This is a genomic window from Peribacillus simplex, assembly GCF_001542915.1.
GTDB lineage: Bacteria > Bacillota > Bacilli > Bacillales > DSM-1321 > Peribacillus > Peribacillus simplex_B.
The window spans coordinates 144,572-164,757 of sequence record NZ_LNNH01000012.1 but is presented as its reverse complement, the minus strand read 5'-3'; the positions used below and the strand labels follow the sequence as shown (position 1 = coordinate 164,757).

The 20,186-nt window shown below is 44.1% G+C and carries 13 protein-coding genes; 8 read left to right on the top strand and 5 right to left on the bottom strand.

The genetic code is table 11. The annotated features are described in order from the left end of the window. Positions 1-4: 4 nt before the first annotated feature. The 5 genes from AS888_RS05890 (at position 5) to AS888_RS05870 (ending at position 8,591) form a co-directional block, all read left to right on the top strand. Entirely contained in the window at positions 5-1,615 is a 1,611-nt protein-coding gene (locus tag AS888_RS05890) for an ABC transporter substrate-binding protein (RefSeq protein ID WP_061141248.1), read from the top strand. A 114-nt stretch (positions 1,616-1,729) separates the two neighbouring features. Continuing rightward, the gene (locus tag AS888_RS05885; protein ID WP_061141247.1) at positions 1,730-2,734 is read left to right on the top strand and encodes an ABC transporter permease; all 1,005 of its coding nucleotides are present in this window, start codon (positions 1,730-1,732) and stop codon (positions 2,732-2,734) included. A 12-nt stretch (positions 2,735-2,746) separates the two neighbouring features. After that, positions 2,747-3,649 carry an ABC transporter permease gene (locus AS888_RS05880; protein WP_061141246.1) on the top strand — a complete coding sequence of 301 codons (903 nt, stop codon included), beginning with the start codon at positions 2,747-2,749 and terminating at the stop codon, positions 3,647-3,649. 210 nt (positions 3,650-3,859) lie between these two features. Further along, complete coding sequence (locus tag AS888_RS27050) at positions 3,860-7,594, top strand: S8 family serine peptidase (RefSeq protein WP_155645399.1); 3,735 nt, start codon at positions 3,860-3,862, stop codon at positions 7,592-7,594. Between the two features lie 595 nt (positions 7,595-8,189). Continuing rightward, positions 8,190-8,591: a hypothetical protein gene (locus tag AS888_RS05870; protein WP_061141245.1), complete on the top strand. Its 402-nt coding sequence runs from the start codon at positions 8,190-8,192 to the stop codon at positions 8,589-8,591. A gap of 89 nt (positions 8,592-8,680) precedes the next feature. Here the strand turns inward: AS888_RS05870 and AS888_RS05865 are convergent, their stop codons facing one another. Beyond that, on the bottom strand, positions 8,681-10,060 hold the full coding sequence (locus AS888_RS05865; protein ID WP_260320130.1) for an aminotransferase-like domain-containing protein: 1,380 nt from the start codon (positions 10,058-10,060) through the stop codon (positions 8,681-8,683). Positions 10,061-10,068: 8 nt separating this feature from the next. Beyond that, positions 10,069-10,266 carry a hypothetical protein gene (locus AS888_RS26330; protein ID WP_221408567.1) on the bottom strand — a complete coding sequence of 66 codons (198 nt, stop codon included), beginning with the start codon at positions 10,264-10,266 and terminating at the stop codon, positions 10,069-10,071. Between AS888_RS26330 and AS888_RS05860 the strand changes: the two genes are divergently transcribed. Beyond that, positions 10,249-10,857 carry a LysE/ArgO family amino acid transporter gene (locus tag AS888_RS05860; protein WP_061141243.1) on the top strand — a complete coding sequence of 203 codons (609 nt, stop codon included), beginning with the start codon at positions 10,249-10,251 and terminating at the stop codon, positions 10,855-10,857. The two genes, AS888_RS26330 and AS888_RS05860, sit on opposite strands and share 18 nt — an antisense overlap. 68 nt (positions 10,858-10,925) lie before the next feature. Here AS888_RS05860 and AS888_RS05855 read toward each other — a convergent pair whose 3' ends face one another. The 3 genes from AS888_RS05855 to AS888_RS05845 form a co-directional block, all read right to left on the bottom strand. Then, positions 10,926-13,898, bottom strand: coding sequence for a DEAD/DEAH box helicase (locus tag AS888_RS05855; protein ID WP_061141242.1), 2,973 nt, complete (start codon positions 13,896-13,898; stop codon positions 10,926-10,928). After that, positions 13,891-15,516: an SWIM zinc finger family protein gene (locus tag AS888_RS05850; RefSeq protein WP_061141241.1), complete on the bottom strand. Its 1,626-nt coding sequence runs from the start codon at positions 15,514-15,516 to the stop codon at positions 13,891-13,893. The genes AS888_RS05855 and AS888_RS05850 overlap by 8 nt, the downstream gene beginning before the upstream one ends. A 501-nt stretch (positions 15,517-16,017) precedes the next feature. Next, complete coding sequence (locus AS888_RS05845; RefSeq protein WP_061141240.1) at positions 16,018-16,911, bottom strand: helix-turn-helix domain-containing protein; 894 nt, start codon at positions 16,909-16,911, stop codon at positions 16,018-16,020. 545 nt (positions 16,912-17,456) lie between these two features. Between AS888_RS05845 and AS888_RS05840 the strand changes: the two genes are divergently transcribed. Together AS888_RS05840 and AS888_RS05835 are read left to right on the top strand one after the other, a co-directional pair. Further along, a complete protein-coding gene (locus AS888_RS05840; protein ID WP_061141239.1) occupies positions 17,457-17,774 on the top strand; it encodes a hypothetical protein in 318 nt (105 codons plus the stop codon). 628 nt (positions 17,775-18,402) lie between these two features. Continuing rightward, the gene (locus AS888_RS05835; protein WP_061141238.1) at positions 18,403-19,842 is read left to right on the top strand and encodes a hypothetical protein; all 1,440 of its coding nucleotides are present in this window, start codon (positions 18,403-18,405) and stop codon (positions 19,840-19,842) included. Positions 19,843-20,186: the final 344 nt, after the last annotated feature.

Sequence of the window (20,186 nt, the reverse complement as noted above, 5' to 3'; positions counted from 1 at the left end):
GAAAATGAAGAGAACATTAGCTTTATTGTTGACTTGTATCCTGGCCCTTTCACTGGCGCTTGCTGGATGCTCCTCGTCCACATCAAAAGAGGACGGCAAAGGGGGATCGGATGAAGCGAAAGGCGGTACATTGATTTATGGTAAAGGCGGGGATGCGGTCGGTCTTGACCCAGCTATCGTAACCGATGGCGAGTCATTCATCGTCACTCAGCAAATCTTTGAAACGCTCGTAAAATACGGGGAAGACAATACAGAGATAAAACCTGGTCTTGCCGAATCTTGGGAGGTGTCTGATGACGCAAAGACCTATACATTCAAATTGAAAACCGGCATCAAGTTTCATGATGGTACGGATTTCAATGCAGATGCGGTCGTGAAAAACTTTCAACGTTGGTCACAAAGCAAGGATGAAGGGAAATTTGCTTACTATGCCTCCATGTTCGGAGGATTTGAAGGTGATGAAGGTCATGTCATCAAGGAAGTGAAGGCCGTCGATGCCAATACGGTGGAATTCACATTGAACCGCCCACAGGCGCCTTTCCTGAAAAACCTGGCGATGCCTACATTTGCCATTGCCAGTCCGGCTGGATTGGAAAAAGAGGGCGACAGCTTCACGAAGAACCCTTCTGGAACAGGTCCTTTCAAATTTAAGTCTTGGAAGCCAGGCGATACGATCGAAGTGGTGAAAAACGATGACTATTGGCAAAAAGGTCTGCCAAAGCTTGATGGAATCACGTTTAAGGTCATTAAAGATAACTCTGCGCGTTTAAATGCTGTAATCAAAGGTGAAATCGATCTAATGGACGGCTTGAACCCAAGCGATATCAGCAAAGTTACAGGAGATGACAAACTGCAGTTATTCGAACGCCCATCCATGAATGTCGGTTACTTTGGATTCAATGTAGAGAAAAAGCCTTTCGACAAGAAAGAAGTACGTCAGGCCATCTCTCATTTGATCAACAAAAAGGAAATCATCGATAACTTTTTCGAAGGCACAGCGGAGCCTGCAAAGAATCCAATGCCGCCATCCGTTTCTGGGTATAATGACAACATTGAAGACTATGATTACAATGTCGAAAAAGCGAAAGAACTTCTGAAAAAGGCCGGTTATGAAAAAGGATTCAAAATGGATCTATGGGCAATGCCAGTACCACGCCCGTATATGCCAGATGGCCAAAAAGTGGCCGAGGCCATTCAAGCGAGCTTAAAGCAGGTTGGCATCGAAGCAAATATCGTTTCATACGAATGGGCTGCCTATTTAGAGAAAGTGCAGGCTGGTGAGGCTCAATCCTTCATGCTAGGCTGGACAGGCGATAATGGCGATGCAGATAACTTCCTTTATGCCTTATTGGATAAAGATAATATCGGCTCGAACAATTATTCCCGTTATGCAAATGATGAAGTGCATGATCTATTGATCGAGGCACAGTCCACGGCAGATGAAGCCAAGCGAAATGAGTTATATGGCAAAGCCCAGGAAATCATCCATGATGATGCCCCGTGGGTTCCGCTAGTCCACTCATTACCGCAGCTAGCCGGATCGAAAACAGTCAAAGGGTTTGTTCCACATCCAACTGGTTCTCAATCCCTTATTAACGTTTCTTTAGAAAATTAACCGTAAGAACCGGGTAGTATGTAGTTTTGCATGCTTCCCGGTTTTGTTATGGAATGCATTTCAAAAGAATTGAGGGTGCTCAAAGGACCCTTATGCTAAAGGAGGGAGATTGTCATGTTTTCCTATACCGTACGACGTTTAGGATCTCTCATTCCAGTACTGCTCGGAATGGCATTTATTGTATTCATGATGATTCGGGCGATTCCAGGTAATCCGGCACAAGTGATTCTTGGGCAGCAAGCAACAGAAGAGGCTGTTACGGCCATGACCAAGCAACTTGGACTGGATAAACCTTGGTTCGTTCAATTTTGGGATTATTTATCGGGGTTGGTCCAGGGGGATCTCGGTATATCGCTAAAAACGAATAGTCCCGTTTCCGAGGAAATTGGGCCCTATTTAATGGCTACGATAGAGTTGGCATTGATTGCGATGATCATCGCTGTCGTCATTGGGGTGAATGCCGGAATCATCTCGGCTTGGTTCCAAAATTCATGGTTTGACTATGTGGCAATGGTGATTGCGTTGGTTGGCTTGTCCATGCCGATCTTCTGGCTTGGATTGATGGAGCAATACATCATTTCCATTCAATGGGACTTGCTTCCGACGACAGGGCGGGATAATATCAGGGATCCCGTCGAGGCCATAACCGGCCTTTACTTGATTGATACACTCATGAATGGCAGGATTGATCAGTTTTTTGAAGTGATCAGGCATCTTATTTTGCCGGGATTGGCGCTTGCAACGATTCCAATGGCGATCATTGCAAGGATGACACGTTCATCCATGCTTGAAGTCATGAGGTCGGATTTCATCCGTACCGCCCGTGCCAAGGGAATGAGGATGTTTTGGGTCGTTTACAAGCACTCCTTGAAAAATGCCTTGATTCCTGTAGTGACGGTCATCGGGCTGCAGACAGGATTGCTGTTGGGCGGAGCCATTTTAACGGAAAATATTTTTGGCTGGCCAGGTATCGGTACATATATTTATGATGCAATCCTATCCCGGGATTATCCGGTCATCCAGTCCGGGATTCTTGTCATCGCCTTTTTGTTTGTCATGATCAATCTAATTGTGGACTTGTTGTATGCAGCGATCGATCCTAGGATCAAGTATAAATAGGGAGGGAAACTCATGCCTGAAATAGCAACGAATACATCGCCAATCCTTCCTCATAAAGAGGTAGAGGATAAAGTCATCTCTCCCTGGAAGGAAGGGTGGAAGAGCTTTAAGAAGAACAAGGTGGCCCTGGTCGGTTTGGGTATCGTTTTATTTTTCATCTTGATCGCCATCTTCGCTCCCCTCATTGCACCATATTCATTTGAGGGGCAAAAGCTAAGTGATAAGCATTTGGCGCCATCTGCAGAACATTGGTTTGGAACGGATGAATTCGGGCGTGATATTTTAAGCAGGGTCATTTATGGCTCCCGGATATCAATCGGAGTCGGCTTTTTATCTGTAGCCGGATCCGTCGTGGTCGGATCCTTCCTTGGAATCATCGCCGGCTATTATGGAAAATGGCTGGATACGATCATTTCAAGGATCTTTGATATCATATTGGCGTTTCCCAGTATCTTGCTTGCCATTGCCGTAGTAGCGGTTTTGGGACCTTCCCTTCGTAATGCCTTAATTGCCATTGCCATCGTCAATGTCCCGATATTCGGGCGGCTTTTACGTTCACGGGTGTTAACGGTGAAAGAAGAAGAGTACGTTACGGCTGCAAAGGCCATTGGGATGGGGGATGGCCGGATTCTCCTTCATCATGTCCTACCGAATAGCCTTGCGCCGATCATCGTGCAAGGGACCTTGGCGATTGCCACGGCCATCATTGAGTGTGCAGCACTCGGCTTCCTCGGTCTAGGGGCACAGCCGCCAGCGCCAGAGTGGGGGAAAATGCTGGCCGATTCTAGATCCTTCATCATTCAGGCCCCGTGGACGGTCCTTTTTCCCGGATTGGCGATCATGCTTACGGTCCTCGGCTTCAATCTAATGGGCGATGGCCTTCGCGATGCTTTGGATCCACGAATGAAAAATTAGCGATGAAAGGGTGATGTTAGTTCCAACATCACCATCTTTTTGTCGTTCATAGTGTAAATCTATTAAAATATGAAAAATTAATGACAATATACTAGTTTCAAATAGGAAAATAGTGACTATTATCTCTTAAAATCACCCCAAAAGTTGTGATATTTTTATATACAGTAAGAAAATTCCAAATATTGATGATTTTAGAGGAGGAAAAGTTCATTGATTAAACGCAGCTTGTCCATTCTAGCAATCTTTCTATTAGTATTTACTGCAAGCGTTTCCGCAGCCAAGCTTCCGAACTCACCGAGCGGCTCTGGTGAAGGGAAGAAGAATCAGCAAAGTATCCTGAAGTTGAAGAAAGATGATATCGGAAAGAATTATAAAAGTGACGAGAAGGTCAGGGTCATCGTAGAGATGAAGGAAGCGCCCGCGATTGAGATAGCTTCCAAGGAAGGCAAGCTGTTTAAACAGTTATCGAAAAGCAAGAAACAACAATTAAAATCCGAAAAGCTGGCTAACCAGAAGAAATTGAAAAACAAGGTGAAAGAGAAGAAAATCGCGTTCAAGGAACTTGAGAGCTTTACGACAGTAGTCAACGGGTTCAGCGGTGAAATTCAATATGGTGAAATCAAAAAGGTCGAGGCCATGCCAGAAGTTGCTGAAGTACATATTGCGAACGAATATGAGCGGCCGATGGAAAAGCCCGATATGATTTATAGTAAAGAACTTGTCCAAGCCCAGGAAGCTTGGCGGGAATATGGTTATAAAGGAGAAGGAATGGTCATCGGGATCATCGATACGGGAATTGATCCATCACACCGCGATATGGTCCTGAACGATGATAATAAGGCAGAGCTGAGTGAAAGTGAAGTAAAGGGGATGAAAAAGACAAGCCATCTATTAGGCAACTACTTTACTCCTAAAGTTCCATATGGATATAACTACATGGATGAAAATGAAGAAATCCTTGATCTTGGTGAAGGTGCCTCGATGCATGGGATGCATGTCGCAGGAACGGCTGGCGCCAATGGAGATGAAGAGCACGGCGGAATTAAAGGGGTTGCTCCAGAAGCCCAGCTGCTTGCTTTGAAGGTATTCGGAAATGATCCTGCCATGAAGACGACATGGGGCGATATTTATATCAAGGCAATCGACGATGCCATCATTTTAGGGGCGGATGTACTGAATATGAGCCTTGGCTCGACTGCAGGCTTTGTATCAGAGGACGATCCCGAGCAGCAGGCGGTATCGAGAGCTGTAGATAACGGGATTCTCATGTCGATCTCGGCAGGAAACTCGGCTCACTTCGGTAATGGATTTGCCAATCCATCAGCCTCCAACCCCGATATTGGCGTATCAGGTTCACCTGGTGTTGCTTATGACTCGGTCCAAGTGGCATCCGTCGAGAATAACTTTATGGATTTGGATGCGGTGACCTTTAATATTAACGGACAAGAAGGCAAGGCTCCGTTCATGTCGGCATCAAGCGTACATCCGAATGCGTTAAAGGAAAAAACGTATGACTTGGTTGCTGCAGGAATCGGGTCGCCAGAGGAGCTTGCGAAAGTTGATGTGAAAGGCAAGTTTGCCCTCATAGAGCGCGGCACGCTTTCTTTTATCGATAAGGCTAAGAATGCCCAGGCAGCAGGGGCTGCCGGCGTAATTATTTTTAATAATGCCGATGGGTACATTTCGATGCAGACGGATGCAAGCATAACGATTCCCCAGCTGTTCATGCTGAAATCAGATGGAGCTAAGCTGAAAACGGCCATAACTGCTGGAGAAGAGGTTAAGGTCAGCTTCAATGGCGATAAAACAAAATCGGCAAACCCGGAAGCGGGAAAAATGAGTGCCTTCAGTTCGTGGGGCGTTGCGCCGAATTTGGACTTCAAACCAGAAATCACTGCTCCAGGCGGGCAGATATACTCGACGTTGAACAATGATGAATATGGGATGATGAGTGGTACCTCGATGGCGGCACCACATGTTTCCGGCGGCTCTGCCCTTGTTCTGGAAAGAGTGGATAAAGACTTTAAATTAACAGGACATGCACGAACCAATTTGGCTAAAAACCTGATGATGAACACGTCAAGACCAGTGAAGGATCAAGGGGTCGTCAACAAGGCACTTGGTTGGGAAAATCCTTATTCGCCACGCAGGCAGGGAGCTGGAGTCATGCAGCTTCATTCAGCATTGTCCACGCCAGCCGTCGTGACGGAGGCATTCACGAAAGAAGCGAAGGTAGCCATGAAAGAGGTTGGCAATACGTTTGCTTTTAGCTTGAAGGTCGAGAATTTCAGCAACAAAGCAGTCAAATATGATGTAAAAGGAAATATTCAAACGGACTACGCCATCCAAGGTCAACTCGGCTATTCCGCTCATCAGTTGGAAGCCCAGGAAATTAAGGACGCTTCAATCAAAATCAATAATAAAGATACAAACAAAATAACCGTACCGGCGAAAAAGTCGGTAACCTTTGAAGTGAAAGTCGACATATCCAAAGCAAAAGTGCTTGGCGATGATCTTCAGACGCTTGTCGACATTGACAAGGTTTTCCCGAATGGATATTTTGTGGAGGGGTTCGTTACTTTGAAGGATCCAGCAGACACCAACCCGGAGCTGCATGTACCGTATGTAGGGTTCAAGGGAGAGTGGGATAAGGCACCGATCCTTGATGGGACGGTATATGATAAAAAGTCTTTCTATGGCGCGGCGGGCGCAGTAACGACAACAGGTAAAGATTTCGATTACCTTGGCCGTGACCGTGTAGCAGATTCATTCGACAGCAAACGCATTGCGATTTCCCCGAATGGTGATGGCGCACAAGATGACTTCGTGCCGCTTCTATCATTCTTGAGGAACGCAAAAAAGGTAGAGTACAGCATCCTGAATGGTGAAAACAAACAAGTAAGGAAACTTCGCACCGAGAATAATGTGAGCAAGAACTATTATGATAGCGGGGAAGGAACTGCTTATACACTTGATCCAGCCCGGAAATGGGATGGGAAGGTCAATAATGCATTGGCCAAAGATGGTGTCTATTATTTTGAAATTAAAGCGATGATAGATTACGAGGGTGCAAAATGGCAGACATATAAAATGCCGATCAGAATCGATACGGTAAAGCCAACTGTCAGGATTTCGAAAAAGGGTAATGTGTTGACGATCCAAGGTAAAGATAATCTGAATGGTTCGGGAATAGCTTATTATGATGTACAGGTCGACGGAAAATCAATCGTGGAAAAGCCGCTTCCGGCGACTTCGAAACAATTCACCCTGCCTGATCTACGAGGGGAAAAGGTACAGGTGGTGGCGATTGACAATGCAGGCAATGAAAAAGCGGCCGAAACGGAATTAGCCAAGGATTCGGCGCCAATCGATAACTATGCACCGGCTGTGAAAATTAAAAGTCCTGAAACCTTAAGCATGAACAATAAAAGTAAAATCAAAATAACGGGGGAAATCGAGGAAGCATCGAAAATCAAGGAATTTAAAATCGATAACCAAACGGTCCCTGTAACGTATAACAAAACGAATAAGAAATATGAATTCTCTTATGAAAAGAAATATGCAGATGGCGTCCAAAGCATGACGGTCAAAGCGACAGACAATTGGGATAACACGGTATCGTTTAAAAAGGTGTTCATGGTCGATACGACAAAACCAGGCTTGAAGGTTAAAGGCGTGCCGGCAACTGTGGGAGCAAAAGCGAAAAATCCGAAGGTGGACGTGACGGTGGAGGATAATTTCGATGAAATCCGCCTTTACTTGAACGGAAGTGAAGTTTTCTATAATGAGTTCAAGGAACCATACAAAATGAGGGCTTTTAAGAAAGAGATAAAGAAATTGGAACTGCCGCTCAAATCGGGCAACAACAAGATCGTGTTTAAAGTGACCGATCTTGCCGGCAATGAATCGAAGAAGGAATACAACATAGTCAAAGCAAAGAAATAAATCCCATACTGTAGACAAACTCGGGTATTAATGGAGTTTGTCTACAGTTTTTTTGGTTTTGATACGTGAAAGTTGGAGGAATGATCCCTATGAGCGTTCCATTGCCCTGCCGGCGCTCCGGGAATGTCCTACCCTGGAGGGAATCCCGATGATCCTATTTGTAGCTGGCGGGAAACGGTACAAAAAGCATGTAAAAGTGGAAAACCTGCCTCAAATTCGATGCAAAGACTGAACTCGCTAGTAAAAGCTCGAAAATCACGAGTAAAGTCGTTAAATTCGCGAGTTACTTTCCTTAGACCCTCTCATTACACTGCTGGAACTCGGCTTATCGTGGCGGTCCTTGAGCCATCTTGATAGGCGACTGCGGTGTCTTCCCTGGACACGAATTCCAGCAGGAGTTTCGCACCCTTCGTTCCAATCAGGTAACGATTCGTGCATAAATCGGAGAGAGGATTCAATTGCTGACAAACTTTTTTGTTTGGAGCAGTTTTTAAAACCGTTTATTGGGTTATATGAAAATATTTTTATAATTTAGCAGGTAAATGGAACGAGAGAAAAGAATTAGGTATAAAGAACCAATGAAAGGAGGGAGTTTATGAATTATAAGAAGGACTCGAGCAATAAGGAGGGTGTTCGTGGAATTACAGTGAAAATTGAAAGAAGGAACAGGGCCCCGGCTTCCCTGGCAAAACCGAGTTTTTTTGATGCGCTTCAACATGTCAGTTCTCCATTTGAAAGAAAGCCCCTCTCGGATTCAACTTATCAAAATTTTCCACTATGTCAATTAGTAACTCTTTCTTTCTTCGAAAAGGGCGCCAAGACATCCATTAAATATGACCCACATAAAGAAATGATCACGATTGAAGAGATTCCGGAAGAATATCAGGTGAATAAAGGCAGCGCGCTAACTGCAATTCTGGAGCATATCATGATCGATCATGGAAAACACCATTCCTTTTTCATCACCAATTTGAGTGAGAAAATCATAAAAAGGTGAGCAGCTTCTCCGTAGGGTCATCTTTAGTTTAATTAGGAGAGGGCTGCCATGGCAGCCCCTAAGTCATGTCTAAGCAGATTTTCCTGGGCTCAAATCAATCGCCGGATGATGTTCGAGAGGGTTTGAATCCCATAAGCCAGTTGATCCTCGGAGGCATATGAGTACGAGAGCCGAAGATGTGTATGGTTATTTGGTTCATATATGTACCCAGGATTGATGAGCAGGTGCTCTTTTATCGCTAGCTTGAAAAGGGTCGGGTTCACAATTGGTTTGCCTAATTCTACCCATATATAAAATCCGCCTTGAGGTGTTTGCCATTTGGCAATCCCTTCAAAATATTGATTGAGTAGAGCCAGTGTGAAGTCCCTGCGTGCCAGCAATTCACGGCGCAGCCAATCTAAATGTTTCGAATAAAGGCCCTGTGATAACCATGTGGCTACAAGGTGCTGCGAAAGTGCACTCGAGCCGTAGTCCATTTGCATTTTTATATCTGCCAGACGTTCAATAACAGGCATCGGACCAGCAATCCACCCGATGCGCAACCCTGGGCTCAATGTTTTCGACATACTGCCGATGTGCAAGACCAGGCCATCGGCATCAAAGGATTTTAAGGGTGGCGGTGGTTCTTTTTCCAACCATAAATCACTATAAACGTCATCTTCAATAATGGGGATTTGCTCCTTTTTGCATATGGATAGAAGATCCAACCTTTCTTCTTTTGTCCAAGTCGCATTGGTTGGGTTGTTAAACGTTGGGACCGTATACAATAGAGACGCTTTCCGCTTCCTGTTGATCCGCTTTATTTGATTCGGGATAGTTCCCCGGCCTTGTTTGGATAGGCCGGCCAAATGCATGCCCGCAGATTGAAAGGGGTGAACCGAATTCAAGTAAGAAGGTGATTCATGTAAGATCAACGATCCTTTTGGAAGCAAGCCAACTGCGATCAATTGGAGTGCCTGAAGCCCTCCGGAGACGATCATGAGCGAGCCGGGACTTACGTTTACTCCTTTTTCCTTTAAATGATCACTTATGCTTTGCCGCAGTCTTTTATCGCCCTTCGGTTCGGAATAGCCTAATGAATATGCATCAAAAGCGGTGGATTGCAGCGTCTGCTCGATTTTTTTAACAGGCAAAAGCGAGGGGGAAAGCTCGCCGGTTCCCAATCGGATCATGGCAGTGTCCGCTTCATGAAGGTTAATGTCTTGAATCGTCTGTATATTGGGTTCATGCAGTCCGTTCCGGACATATTTTCTCCAGTCGGGCTGCTTACTTGCGGCTAGCACGTTCCAAGTGTTATTGGAAACGAATGTACCGGATCCCACCTTCGTTTCCAATAGTCCGTCTGCAATCAGCTCATCGATAGCTGTAATGATCGTACTTCGGTTTACTCCAAAAGAATCCGCCAATGAGCGCTGCGATGGAAGCTTGGTGGCCACTGGCCATTCCCCGCTTGTTATTTGCTGTTTCATCCAATCCACTATTTGCTGGTGAAGGGATAGGCTTGAGTTCCGGTTTGGTCTCCATTCGATAACGATAAGGAAAACACTCCTTTCATATACGATTCATTATTGATTGGTTGGGTGAAAGCACTCCCGAATGGATGGTCAATTCCTTTGCCTTTTTCATTATACTGAAAGTGAAGGAGGAAGGTATTCGTATGGGACCATTTTTTCATGGATTGCTATTGGCATTAGGCCTGATCCTGCCATTAGGCGTGCAGAATGTATTTATTTTCAATCAGGGAGCAATCCAGCCGACCATAAAAAGGGCTTTGCCTGCAACGATCACTGCTGCCATTTGTGATTCGGCACTCATTCTGTTGGCCATCTTCGGCGTTTCGTTGATTGTCATGCAATATGATTGGCTGCATCTGGCATTGATCATTATGGGAATCACATTTTTATTGTATATGGGTTTTCAGATTTGGTCTTCCGGTGCCACTCCACAAGCAGATGCGGAAACTAAGCAAATGTCAGCAAAAAAACAGATAATTTTTGCTTTATCGGTATCATTGCTCAATCCACATGCAATCTTGGATACGATCGGTGTAATCGGATCGAGCTCGCTTGTATATTCAGGAACGGATAAAGTGATTTTCACGGTTACGTGCATCGCAGTGTCATGGTGCTGGTTCCATGGACTATGTTTGGCGGGACGATTGCTGAAAAAGGTTGATACTACTGGTAAGTTCCTTGGTATGTTAAATAAAGTATCGGCCATCATCATCTGGATTACGGCTCTTTATTTATTGAGTTCGATTTTTTAGAATCGATTTTCACTCCATCAAACGGAAAAAGGAGAATGCCGATTCGATAGGCATTCTCCTTTTGTTCCTTATTGAAGAGCGACCAGGTCCTTGATTTCCTCTGTGGAAAGTTCGGTGATCCAGTTGTCACTGCTGATGATTTCGTCGTTCAATGCTTGTTTTTTATCGAGCATTTGATCAATCTTTTCTTCCAGTGTCCCTGTACAGATTAGCTTATGAACATGAACGAATCGCTGCTGTCCAATTCGGTAGGCACGATCCGTGGCTTGATTCTCGACAGCCGGGTTCCACCAGCGATCATAATGGATCACGTGGTTTGCTTCCGTTAGGTTAAGACCGGTGCCGCCAGCCTTTAATGAAAGAATGAAGATGGGGAATTCGCCATCTTGGAAGCGTGTAATCATATCATCGCGCTGCTTCTTGTTTGCACTCCCGTTCAGGAATGGAACTTCGATGTTATACCGTTTTTCCAGCAATTCTTTCATCATGTTGCCCATCCCGATATATTGGGTGAAAATGAGACAGCTTTCATCTTGTTCGCGGACGGCATCAACAAGCTCGGTAAGCTTCTCGAGTTTGCCAGATCGGTTAGCCGCCTTCAGGATGTTTTCCTTATCCATTTCTTTTAAATAAAGAGCTGGGTGATTGCAAAGCTGCTTCAGCTTGTTCAGCATCTGCAGGATGATGCCTTTTCGTTCAAAGGCTGATAGTTGTTCGATATCTGTGAAGGTATCCTTGATCAGCTGTTCATACAACGATGCTTGTTCGGTAGTAAGCGGGACGAACTCCTTCTGCTCCTGCTTATCGGGAAGGTTGAGTGCGACATCTTTATCCCTTTTTGTACGACGGAGCAAGAACGGCTGTATTAAACGCTGCAATTCCTTGATTTTATCTTTTTGTTCATCCCGTTCGATGGTGGCCACATATTTTTCCTGGAATTGGCCCAGCGTTCCAAGATATCCTTTGTTAATGAAATCGAAAATCGCCCATAGCTCACTTAAGCGGTTTTCCATGGGGGTACCCGATAAAGCGATATGATGCTGGCCATTGAGCTTACGGACTGCCTTGGATTGCTTGGTTTGGGCATTCTTGATGTTCTGTGCTTCATCGAGGATGACGCTGCTCCATTGGATGGAGGAGAGCTCGGCGACATCTTGGTGCGTCAGGCCATATGAGGTTAACACAATATCGTGCTGTGCCGCATTTTTGGCGAAGGCCTCGCCTTTTGAACGATTCGATCCGTAATGAAGGTGGACTTTAAGTGTCGGCGCGAATTTTTCCAATTCCTTCTGCCAGTTGCCAAGGACCGACGTAGGGCAGACGATGAGCGCAGATTGTACGGATATAGGTTCAGGAGTGGGGACAAGGGGATCTTCTGCATCACTGACCCCTGGGCCGACTTCCTCTTCGACGATGATCGTTTCACTCTTTTGTTCGTCACTTGATGTGACGGGCAGCTCTTTACCGGCTCCTTCTTTGTTTTTGACATGAAGCAGGTAGGCAATCATCTGGACCGTTTTCCCCAGCCCCATATCGTCGGCTAGGCAAGCGCCAAAGCCATGCTCCCTTAAAAAAAGCAGCCAGCTCATGCCCAGCTTTTGATAGGGGCGCAGGTCGCCTTGAAGTTCGGTAGGGACGGGAAGGAGGGATATGTTTTTGGCTTCCCTGAGCCTTCCGATCATCTTACGGAGCTCCTGATTCAATTCAAATTGAATTCGGAGCATATCTTCATTTTCCGCATCGATATCTCCACCTTCATCTTCTCCATTCAATAATTCCTGCTGCAGCAGGTCTGACAGCTGTATTCCTTTTTCGTTGGCTGTTTCCATCAGTACCTGAATTTGTTTAATGAAAGCCGGATCAAGCTTGACCCATTGACCGCGAATGAAGACGAGCCGCCTTTTTTGGTCGACGAGCTCCTCGAACTCCGCCTCGGTGAGCTCCTTGCCATTCAATGAGAAACGCCAATCAAAATCCATTAAAGCCTTCAGCCCTACGTAAGAAGGACCGCGGTTGGATTGGCTCTTTACTTTGGCCTTCACCTTCAAGGAGGACTCCTTCAAGGCTAACCACCAGGAGGGAAGGAGGATTTCAACGCCAAGGAAAAGAAGTTTTTCACTTGCATCGGTCAAGAACTCCCAGGCGTCCGTTTCCGAAATCTCCCTTTTCAACCTTCCGTTTTCTCCAAGCCAAGGCACGACGAGCTGCCAGCGTTTCGTGGCCCGCACCACTTCGCTAGCATATTTGTTCCAGCCGCGCGGCAGTTTTTTTCCGGTATAGGTTTCAACGATATTTTCATCCCTTTTGGAACGGAGGGTTACGTCGAGCACCCAGGGCCCATTGCCGTCAGGTGGCTCCGTTAACCGGAGTCCAATAGTGAAAGGCTTCGGATCCGGCTTTGTCCCTAGCCATTCCTGCCAGCTCTCTTTGTCAAAAAAGGCCTGCAATTCTTCCGGAGATAGTCTTGAATCCTTTAATGCGCCGACGGCTTCGCTCCATTTATGGTGCATGGGTGAATAGTTCTTTAAATACATGTTAGCGGCACCGTTATACCACTTCTCGATGAATGTCCGATTCGTTTCCGCTTCTGGAGAAGGTAGATCCAATGCAATGCTTTCTTCCCAAAAGGAAGGGACGAATTCCTCCTCGACTTCTTCCGGCAGCTTCCAGCCGATGGAGTCCAGCTGCAGATTGGTGAAATCGGGCACTGGGATGCCCGCCTCGATGGATTCATGAAGGACGGGAGCCGCTGCCAGGCAAAGCGATGATATCTCGGACCATTCCCATTCGATGAAGGAGTTGAAGCTCTCCTTCGCAAAAAAATTGAGAAGTCCCCACGCATCAAGAATGAATACAGGATTTCCATCCATGGTATCGGTAGCCATTTTCGTGCCATAAAAGCTTGCGTCATCCCAATTGAAGAGCAGCCTGCGTATATGATTCGTGTTGAGGAAGGCATTGTCCTCATTGACGGCACCAAGGGCGTAGGATCCGTTTTCGAGAGCCGCTATTTTGATTTTTAATTTCCCTGGATTAAACATCGATAAGCTTACCCCTTTTTAATTCTTCTTGGAAAGCGCGAAGCCGTTTAGTTGAATCGGCTACATATAAAATATAGCGTTCGAAGGTGTCTTCCTTTTTCGTCTTTTTATAGATGGTGCGCATCTTTTTTAAATAACGGACGGCTTGCTTATAGGCAGGCCTGTTTTTTAACGACACCTTTTCCTGTACCGCATGATAGTACAGGGGCAGGATTAGCTCTGGCTCTTTAGAGACCACTTCTTTGATGGACTCACTGCTGATTAAGTCAATGCTGATTTCAGAGTATATATGCATCTCCACCCATTTTTTGTAATGTCCTTGTTCAAAAAGGAAATTTGCATAGTTCCAATAGCTGTGCGGAAGGGTGGCTCTGTAAAACTTCTCGAGTAAATCCGTTCGCTTCAATTTATAGCAGCAACTGCTGATTAAAGTCGTAAACGTCCTTACGAAATCCACCCGCTGATAATAATCGGATAAATCTGCGAGGAACTCCTGGACATTCGCGATGATGAATTCAATGAATGGGATGCCGCGTGACCGGTTGTCTGATTCAGACAGGAGATTCAGCCAATAGAAAATGTACGGACAGGCATCCTTCTTCAGTTCATGAAGAAGCTCAATGGCCTGTTTATCTTGATTCTCCAGAAGGGACAGGTGAATGGCTGCGAGGGAGTAGGACGTCCTCTCCGTCGTGCCCGTATACTTGTCTGGAAGTTCTTCCTTGATTCGTTCAAGCTCCTCTTTGCGCCACGAGGAGTTGGAGAATAAGTAGCTCCATATTTCCCGGTAGAGATCGATTTTTTCATATTCAAGACCGAATCCGCCGTCCAGCAGCTTAGCTACATCCTCCTTGATGCTGAAAACGAAGGGGTCAAAGGCAAATGGCCGCGCTTGCCGGCTAAGCGGCTGCACGGTTTCATGCAGTTCTTCCGCAAGGTCGACAGCAAGTGCATAAAAGACCCTGATCGTCTGGGTCTGGCTTTTATGTAGCTGAATCATTCTCAGTGTCAGCTGCATCGTGCAAAATTGCGTAACGAATTGGTAGAGCAGTTTCCATTCCCTTTCCATCGGAGCTTTGGAACTAAGGCGTTTAAAGTATGTTTGTATATGGTTTTCAATCATATAGTTTGGCTCGCCAATATGGGGCTCGACATGTTCCGAGAAGGTGACGTCCACGAACTGCTTCCAAGATGGATAGCTTTTATCCAGAATGATGGGAGTTTCCTCCGCTTGTTTCAGTAATTCACTTGCCCGTTTTACTTGCTGCAGAGCCTGGGCGGCTGATTCGATCTTTGGTGCTTTCCATTCGTTAAGCCAGTCGGAAACGCTAGCGTGTTCGGAGTACACTGCAAAGAAAACGGCCATTTGATGCCTGCAAATGAATCTTGAATCACATGTACAGCTGCCCTCTTGAGGGAAGAGGAGATTCAACCTGGCCTTATGGCGCGTTTCGTCCTGTACCTCGGCCGCTACCGTATCTGCCGCTTCTTCTTTAATTACAACAAGCCCCTGACGGTATAACTGGAGTCCTTGATTCACCACGTCCGAATCTTCTGGATTCCCGGCCTCCAACAATTCCGCCAGCCGCTCCCCAACTAACAACAACTCCCGCTCCATACTCTCCTCCTTTTAGGGTCCATCCCTGTTTGCCAATATTATATTTTTGCTGATCATGATGATCAGTGCGTTAACAATCGTATTATGCCTCGTTGAATCGAGGGTTTGGCATCTTGGCCTCATTTAGGCTGCCTTTTTCATGACCATTCCCTTACCGGATTATTCCTTAAGGATGAACGAATCATTCACATCGGCAAGCCGTACTTTCGTTTAACTCCCGTAAAAGTCAATATCGTCAAAAAAGCCCTTGAATATAAGTGGTCTCGATATATGGACTTCGGCCGGGAATGCCCCGGATCCATTTTCCCCATGCCATAAAAACTAAAGCGGCGGGTGCTGGGGCCCTTTTTTATAAGATGATTTTTGAAGCATCTCTTTATTATACTTCATTTTGACGTGAAATTTGAAATGTAGATACAGGTTTTGAAGCTGAAGGGCGAGAGCCAATTGTGAAGTGAAGGGAAAGAGCCATTCCCGCGGGAATGGCTTTGAAATGAAGAATCAGTTTATTTTCATTTCATTTTTCCAGCTTTCCAACTTTTTGTTGATGAAGGTAACAAAGGCATGATTTTTTTGCAACGAGAAGAGGAAGGCTGACTTCTCCAAGTAGTCTTTACCTTCTTTAAAATTGCCCACCAGTTCGTAATTGTAGCCTAAATGATAATGTAGATCGGCCAAAGCATATAATTGATCATGTTCAAGGCACCATTTGATGGAATCCTGACAGCAGGCAATCGACTCTTCAAAGCGGCCAAGGCGTGTTAAAACCCTGCAAAAATTGTAGGACAGGCGGGTCTTTAACGTCTTATCCGTCATGAAGGGGATTGCCTTCAAGTGATCCAAAGCTTTCTTTAGCAGGGCATAAGCATTTTCGTATCGTTCCTCGGCCACATACATGACACCAAGGCTGCTTAAAATTTCAAGCTCGCGTTCCGAATAGATTTTATCCGTAGTATGAGTAATGGCGATGGCCTTGGAAATAAATTCAATGGCTTTTTCCAAGTCTTTATTTTTTTCGTATTCGTAGATCCCTTTGTGCCAAAGAATCAGCTGATGGTTCTTTTTATTCTGAAGAAAAAGGGGATTGTTTTCCTCCGCCTTGACTATTTGCTGCATTTCCTCATAATTTCGTGTCCGTCTGGCTATCTTTAATTGATAAATCACTTCTTCCACGTAATCCAGCCTAGGTGTCATTCCGATATCGAAAAAATAGTTTACATCAACACCTAACCGTTGGGAAATCAAGTAAAGGGTGGAGGCATATGGATAGACATCGCCTTTTTCGATCTTGCTGATCTGTGCTTGTGTACATATACCGGATGCTAACTCTTCTTGGGAAAGTCCGATTTGCTTACGTAGCTCTTTGATCTTTTGTCCAACTGCAAAAAAATCCATTATGATTCTCCTTAAAATATGCCTAGAGTTATATTTTATCATGAAAAATCGGTGAAAACTGTATGTACATGCCCTTAGCGGTTTAAATAGATTATTTAGTCGGAATATCCAGTTTTATGAAGTGTGGTTAAATATAACTATAGAATTAATTTCTATTTTAACCAATATTTTTTAATAAGAAAAGGAGGTTTGACCTATGAAAAAAAGTACTAAAGCATTAGTCGTATCTTTTCTTCTCATCGCTGCGATCGTAATCGTTCCTACTGAATTGCCAGGCCTTTACGCAGAACTTCCAGGTTTATATAAATAATAAGAATTGAAGCTTTCATTCAGACCTTTGAGCATCTTCTTATGAAGATGTTTTTTTTATTCCGTTGACGATTATTCTTTTGCGCATATTCCTCTAGTTATAATTATCCATGCATGGGGGATATAAGGTCCATTTAGAAGGTGTGGAAGAAATGGGAGTGTAGTTTGGAACACCTATTTCCCTTTCTGAATTTTGTTATAGTGTATTTAACAAAAGGGAGAGAGGTGTAAGGTTAATGATTGATATTAATATGAAAGTTCAACCCTCTTTTTACGATGATGAATGTGCCATTGTGTTTTCTTTTTATTTTGATAGGGCGACCAGGAAAATCGGTGAAGCTGTGGTGTACACATGCGAAAAATCAAATGAAAAAGAATGCGATCAAGATCATATAGATACAAATGTCCAGGAAAAAATCGCTTATATTAAAGAGTTCTCGATTGTTGATGAATATCAGGCAACCTCCATGAAGAAAATTAAACATTTTTTGAATGTAATCGGTATCAAAAAATGTGTAAAGTACAATCTGCAGGGAAATGAAATCAAATTTTAATCGCAAAAACTCATGACCTTCTATTGTGTCATGAGTTTTTGCCATTTAAATGGGAGTTCCGCCCGTTCATCTTCATTTTTTTGATGAATTCACTCATTTGTTTCCTCTCGGTAGGTTTTGAATGATTTGCTTTTTGGAAAAACTTCAAGGGTTGTTTATTGCTATCGGATTTCATGATGTTCTCTCCTTTTCTTTTTTTTATTTACCCTTTCCCGCCCTTATAAAACATGGTTCCTAAAGTGACTGAGCAGACGCTTTTCATTATTCCTACAGTTATAAATTCATTTGCCAGTCTCTGTCTATGAGGATTTATTGGCCGTTAATACGGTGTGAAGGCCGAATATGAAGGAATTCGGTGTTTTATCATCTTCGCATTACATGCTAAAATGGTCCGAATATCGGATTTTTCATTAGAAACATCAGTTTCTAGTACCCTAAAGTGAAGAGGGTTGAAGAACCCTTTTCGATGGCCCCCGAGCAAAAGCTCGGGGGATCTTTTTTTTTCTGTTTTCAATTGTCCATTTTATTTCTATAATATGTTCCGTTTTGTTTACGTATACTTGGGTAAAGATAAGGAACAAGATGGTTCGTAACTTGAACACCGCAGTTTAATCGGAGGAATATAATTATGGAAGTGAAGCTAGAAAAAAATGATTCAACGAAGCGAAGTTTCCAACAGTATCTATTTCCGTTCACGCTCGAAGGGAATAAAATTGAAACATTTGTGCAAACGTTGCTGGAAGACCATTTCGTTTTCTTGAACTTGAGAGATATGGAACAGCAAGGCCAATTTTACGGTGAGCATAAGATTTCACACCGCAATTTGGAAAAGTATTTCATGCCCTATATCGAACCGATCCTATTTCCAGCGAATTTGAAAGAAAAAGAAGGATTGCGGCGTTTTACGAAAAAGCTCGATATTGATTGTACCTTCGAATCCCCCTTTTTAACTACCTCATTCATCATTAATTCTGTTGATATCTTCATATGCCCATTTCATATTGGCATGATGAACCTGCGTGTTACATTACCTGAAGGGCTTTCGTACGATGACGTGCTATATTTTGCCGATACTTTTCGAATTCTCGAACCGATTGCTGAAGATGAACAGAAGACAAAAGTCGGCTGCAGGAAAAACGAGTATGAACAAGTAAAGGATTTCATCTTCAACGAACTAATGCCGCCAATGGAGGAATTTATCGATGAGGAGCAGACAGATCCCACTTATTTCGGAAGTTTGCCCTTCTTTATCGATGAACGAATGTATGTCGTCAGTTATATTGAATTGCCTGAGGATCATGTCATCAGTAAAAATGATTTATTTCGGGCAAGTGAGCTGAATGGATACGACAGTGATGGGGAGCCATACATCGGCGCATTGAACCCCGCTTATATTGATAAGTATTACAAGGAGCGGGTGTATGACAGGTGGGGGGAAGAAACTTTCTATGTTACGAGCATGTACCATTTTGCTTGTGTCACGAAAGCGAAAGGGAAGCTGCAGTTGCAATTGGCAAATGAAATGTACGGCCAAAACTTCTATTCGATATTGCTTTTCTTCTACTATAAAATTGTGCTGCTAAAGCTGGTTCATGAGCATTCCCAGATAGATATCGAAAAAGATCAATCCAATACGGAGCAACTGATCTTCATGATCACGGAGTTTACTACGAAGTATTTATTTACTGAAGTTAATAGCACGGCGTCAGGCAAAGAGCTATTCAAAATAACGGATGAAACCTTCAGGATTGCGCCGCTCTATAAGGAGGTAAAAGAAACGCTTTCTTACCTCTATCAGAATCAGGATAAACTCTCTGGTAAGAGCAGTAATTATCTCTTACAGATCCTGACGATTTATACGGTCGTCTCAGGAATATTCGGGATGAATCTTTACATTGAAGATTGGAAAAAGAGATTGCCTTGGAAGGCGTATATGGATTATACCTTATATGAATGGGTAGCTGTATTCGTTACGACAAGCGGTCTTATCATTTCATCCATCTTAGGCTTCTTCTTCTTGAAGAAATGGCTGCATGAGAAAAAAAGCCGAAAAAAAAGAATGCTATAGTCCATATTCAAAAAATTAGGCCGTAGGCAGCTCGATAATGGAGCTGTCTGCGGTTTTTTTGTTTGTAAGATCCGGCTGTTTCGTATCATTCCACTTAGCGTGATACAAATATGATGGTTGTTGTTTACCATGTTTTGGATTTGCGCTTTATCAGTTCGGTTTCACGGCAGGGGCTTAGCTTTCCGCGGGCGGTGGACATGTGGATAGCCCCGTTTTTTTCTACAATCTGGTTCCTGTATCCAGGACTTATGCTTTAGTAAAACTATGATAAAGTAGCAAAAAGAAGAAATTGGTCATACAAATTCCCCCATTCCCCTAATATTTTGATAAACTATACGTATATC

What these genes read in the sequence shown, in the direction of transcription:
- AS888_RS05860 (WP_061141243.1), top strand. Translation starts at nt 10,249, where the DNA reads ATGGGACCATTTTTTCATGGATTGCTATTGGCATTAGGCCTGATCCTG.
- AS888_RS05850 (WP_061141241.1), bottom strand. Translation starts at nt 15,516, where the DNA reads ATGGAGCGGGAGTTGTTGTTAGTTGGGGAGCGGCTGGCGGAATTGTTG.
- AS888_RS05870 (WP_061141245.1), top strand. Translation starts at nt 8,190, where the DNA reads ATGAATTATAAGAAGGACTCGAGCAATAAGGAGGGTGTTCGTGGAATT.
- AS888_RS05890 (WP_061141248.1), top strand. Translation starts at nt 5, where the DNA reads ATGAAGAGAACATTAGCTTTATTGTTGACTTGTATCCTGGCCCTTTCA.
- AS888_RS05845 (WP_061141240.1), bottom strand. Translation starts at nt 16,911, where the DNA reads ATGGATTTTTTTGCAGTTGGACAAAAGATCAAAGAGCTACGTAAGCAA.
- AS888_RS05835 (WP_061141238.1), top strand. Translation starts at nt 18,403, where the DNA reads ATGGAAGTGAAGCTAGAAAAAAATGATTCAACGAAGCGAAGTTTCCAA.
- AS888_RS26330 (WP_221408567.1), bottom strand. Translation starts at nt 10,266, where the DNA reads ATGAAAAAATGGTCCCATACGAATACCTTCCTCCTTCACTTTCAGTAT.
- AS888_RS05885 (WP_061141247.1), top strand. Translation starts at nt 1,730, where the DNA reads ATGTTTTCCTATACCGTACGACGTTTAGGATCTCTCATTCCAGTACTG.
- AS888_RS05880 (WP_061141246.1), top strand. Translation starts at nt 2,747, where the DNA reads ATGCCTGAAATAGCAACGAATACATCGCCAATCCTTCCTCATAAAGAG.
- AS888_RS05840 (WP_061141239.1), top strand. Translation starts at nt 17,457, where the DNA reads ATGATTGATATTAATATGAAAGTTCAACCCTCTTTTTACGATGATGAA.
- AS888_RS05855 (WP_061141242.1), bottom strand. Translation starts at nt 13,898, where the DNA reads ATGTTTAATCCAGGGAAATTAAAAATCAAAATAGCGGCTCTCGAAAAC.
- AS888_RS05865 (WP_260320130.1), bottom strand. Translation starts at nt 10,060, where the DNA reads ATGAAACAGCAAATAACAAGCGGGGAATGGCCAGTGGCCACCAAGCTT.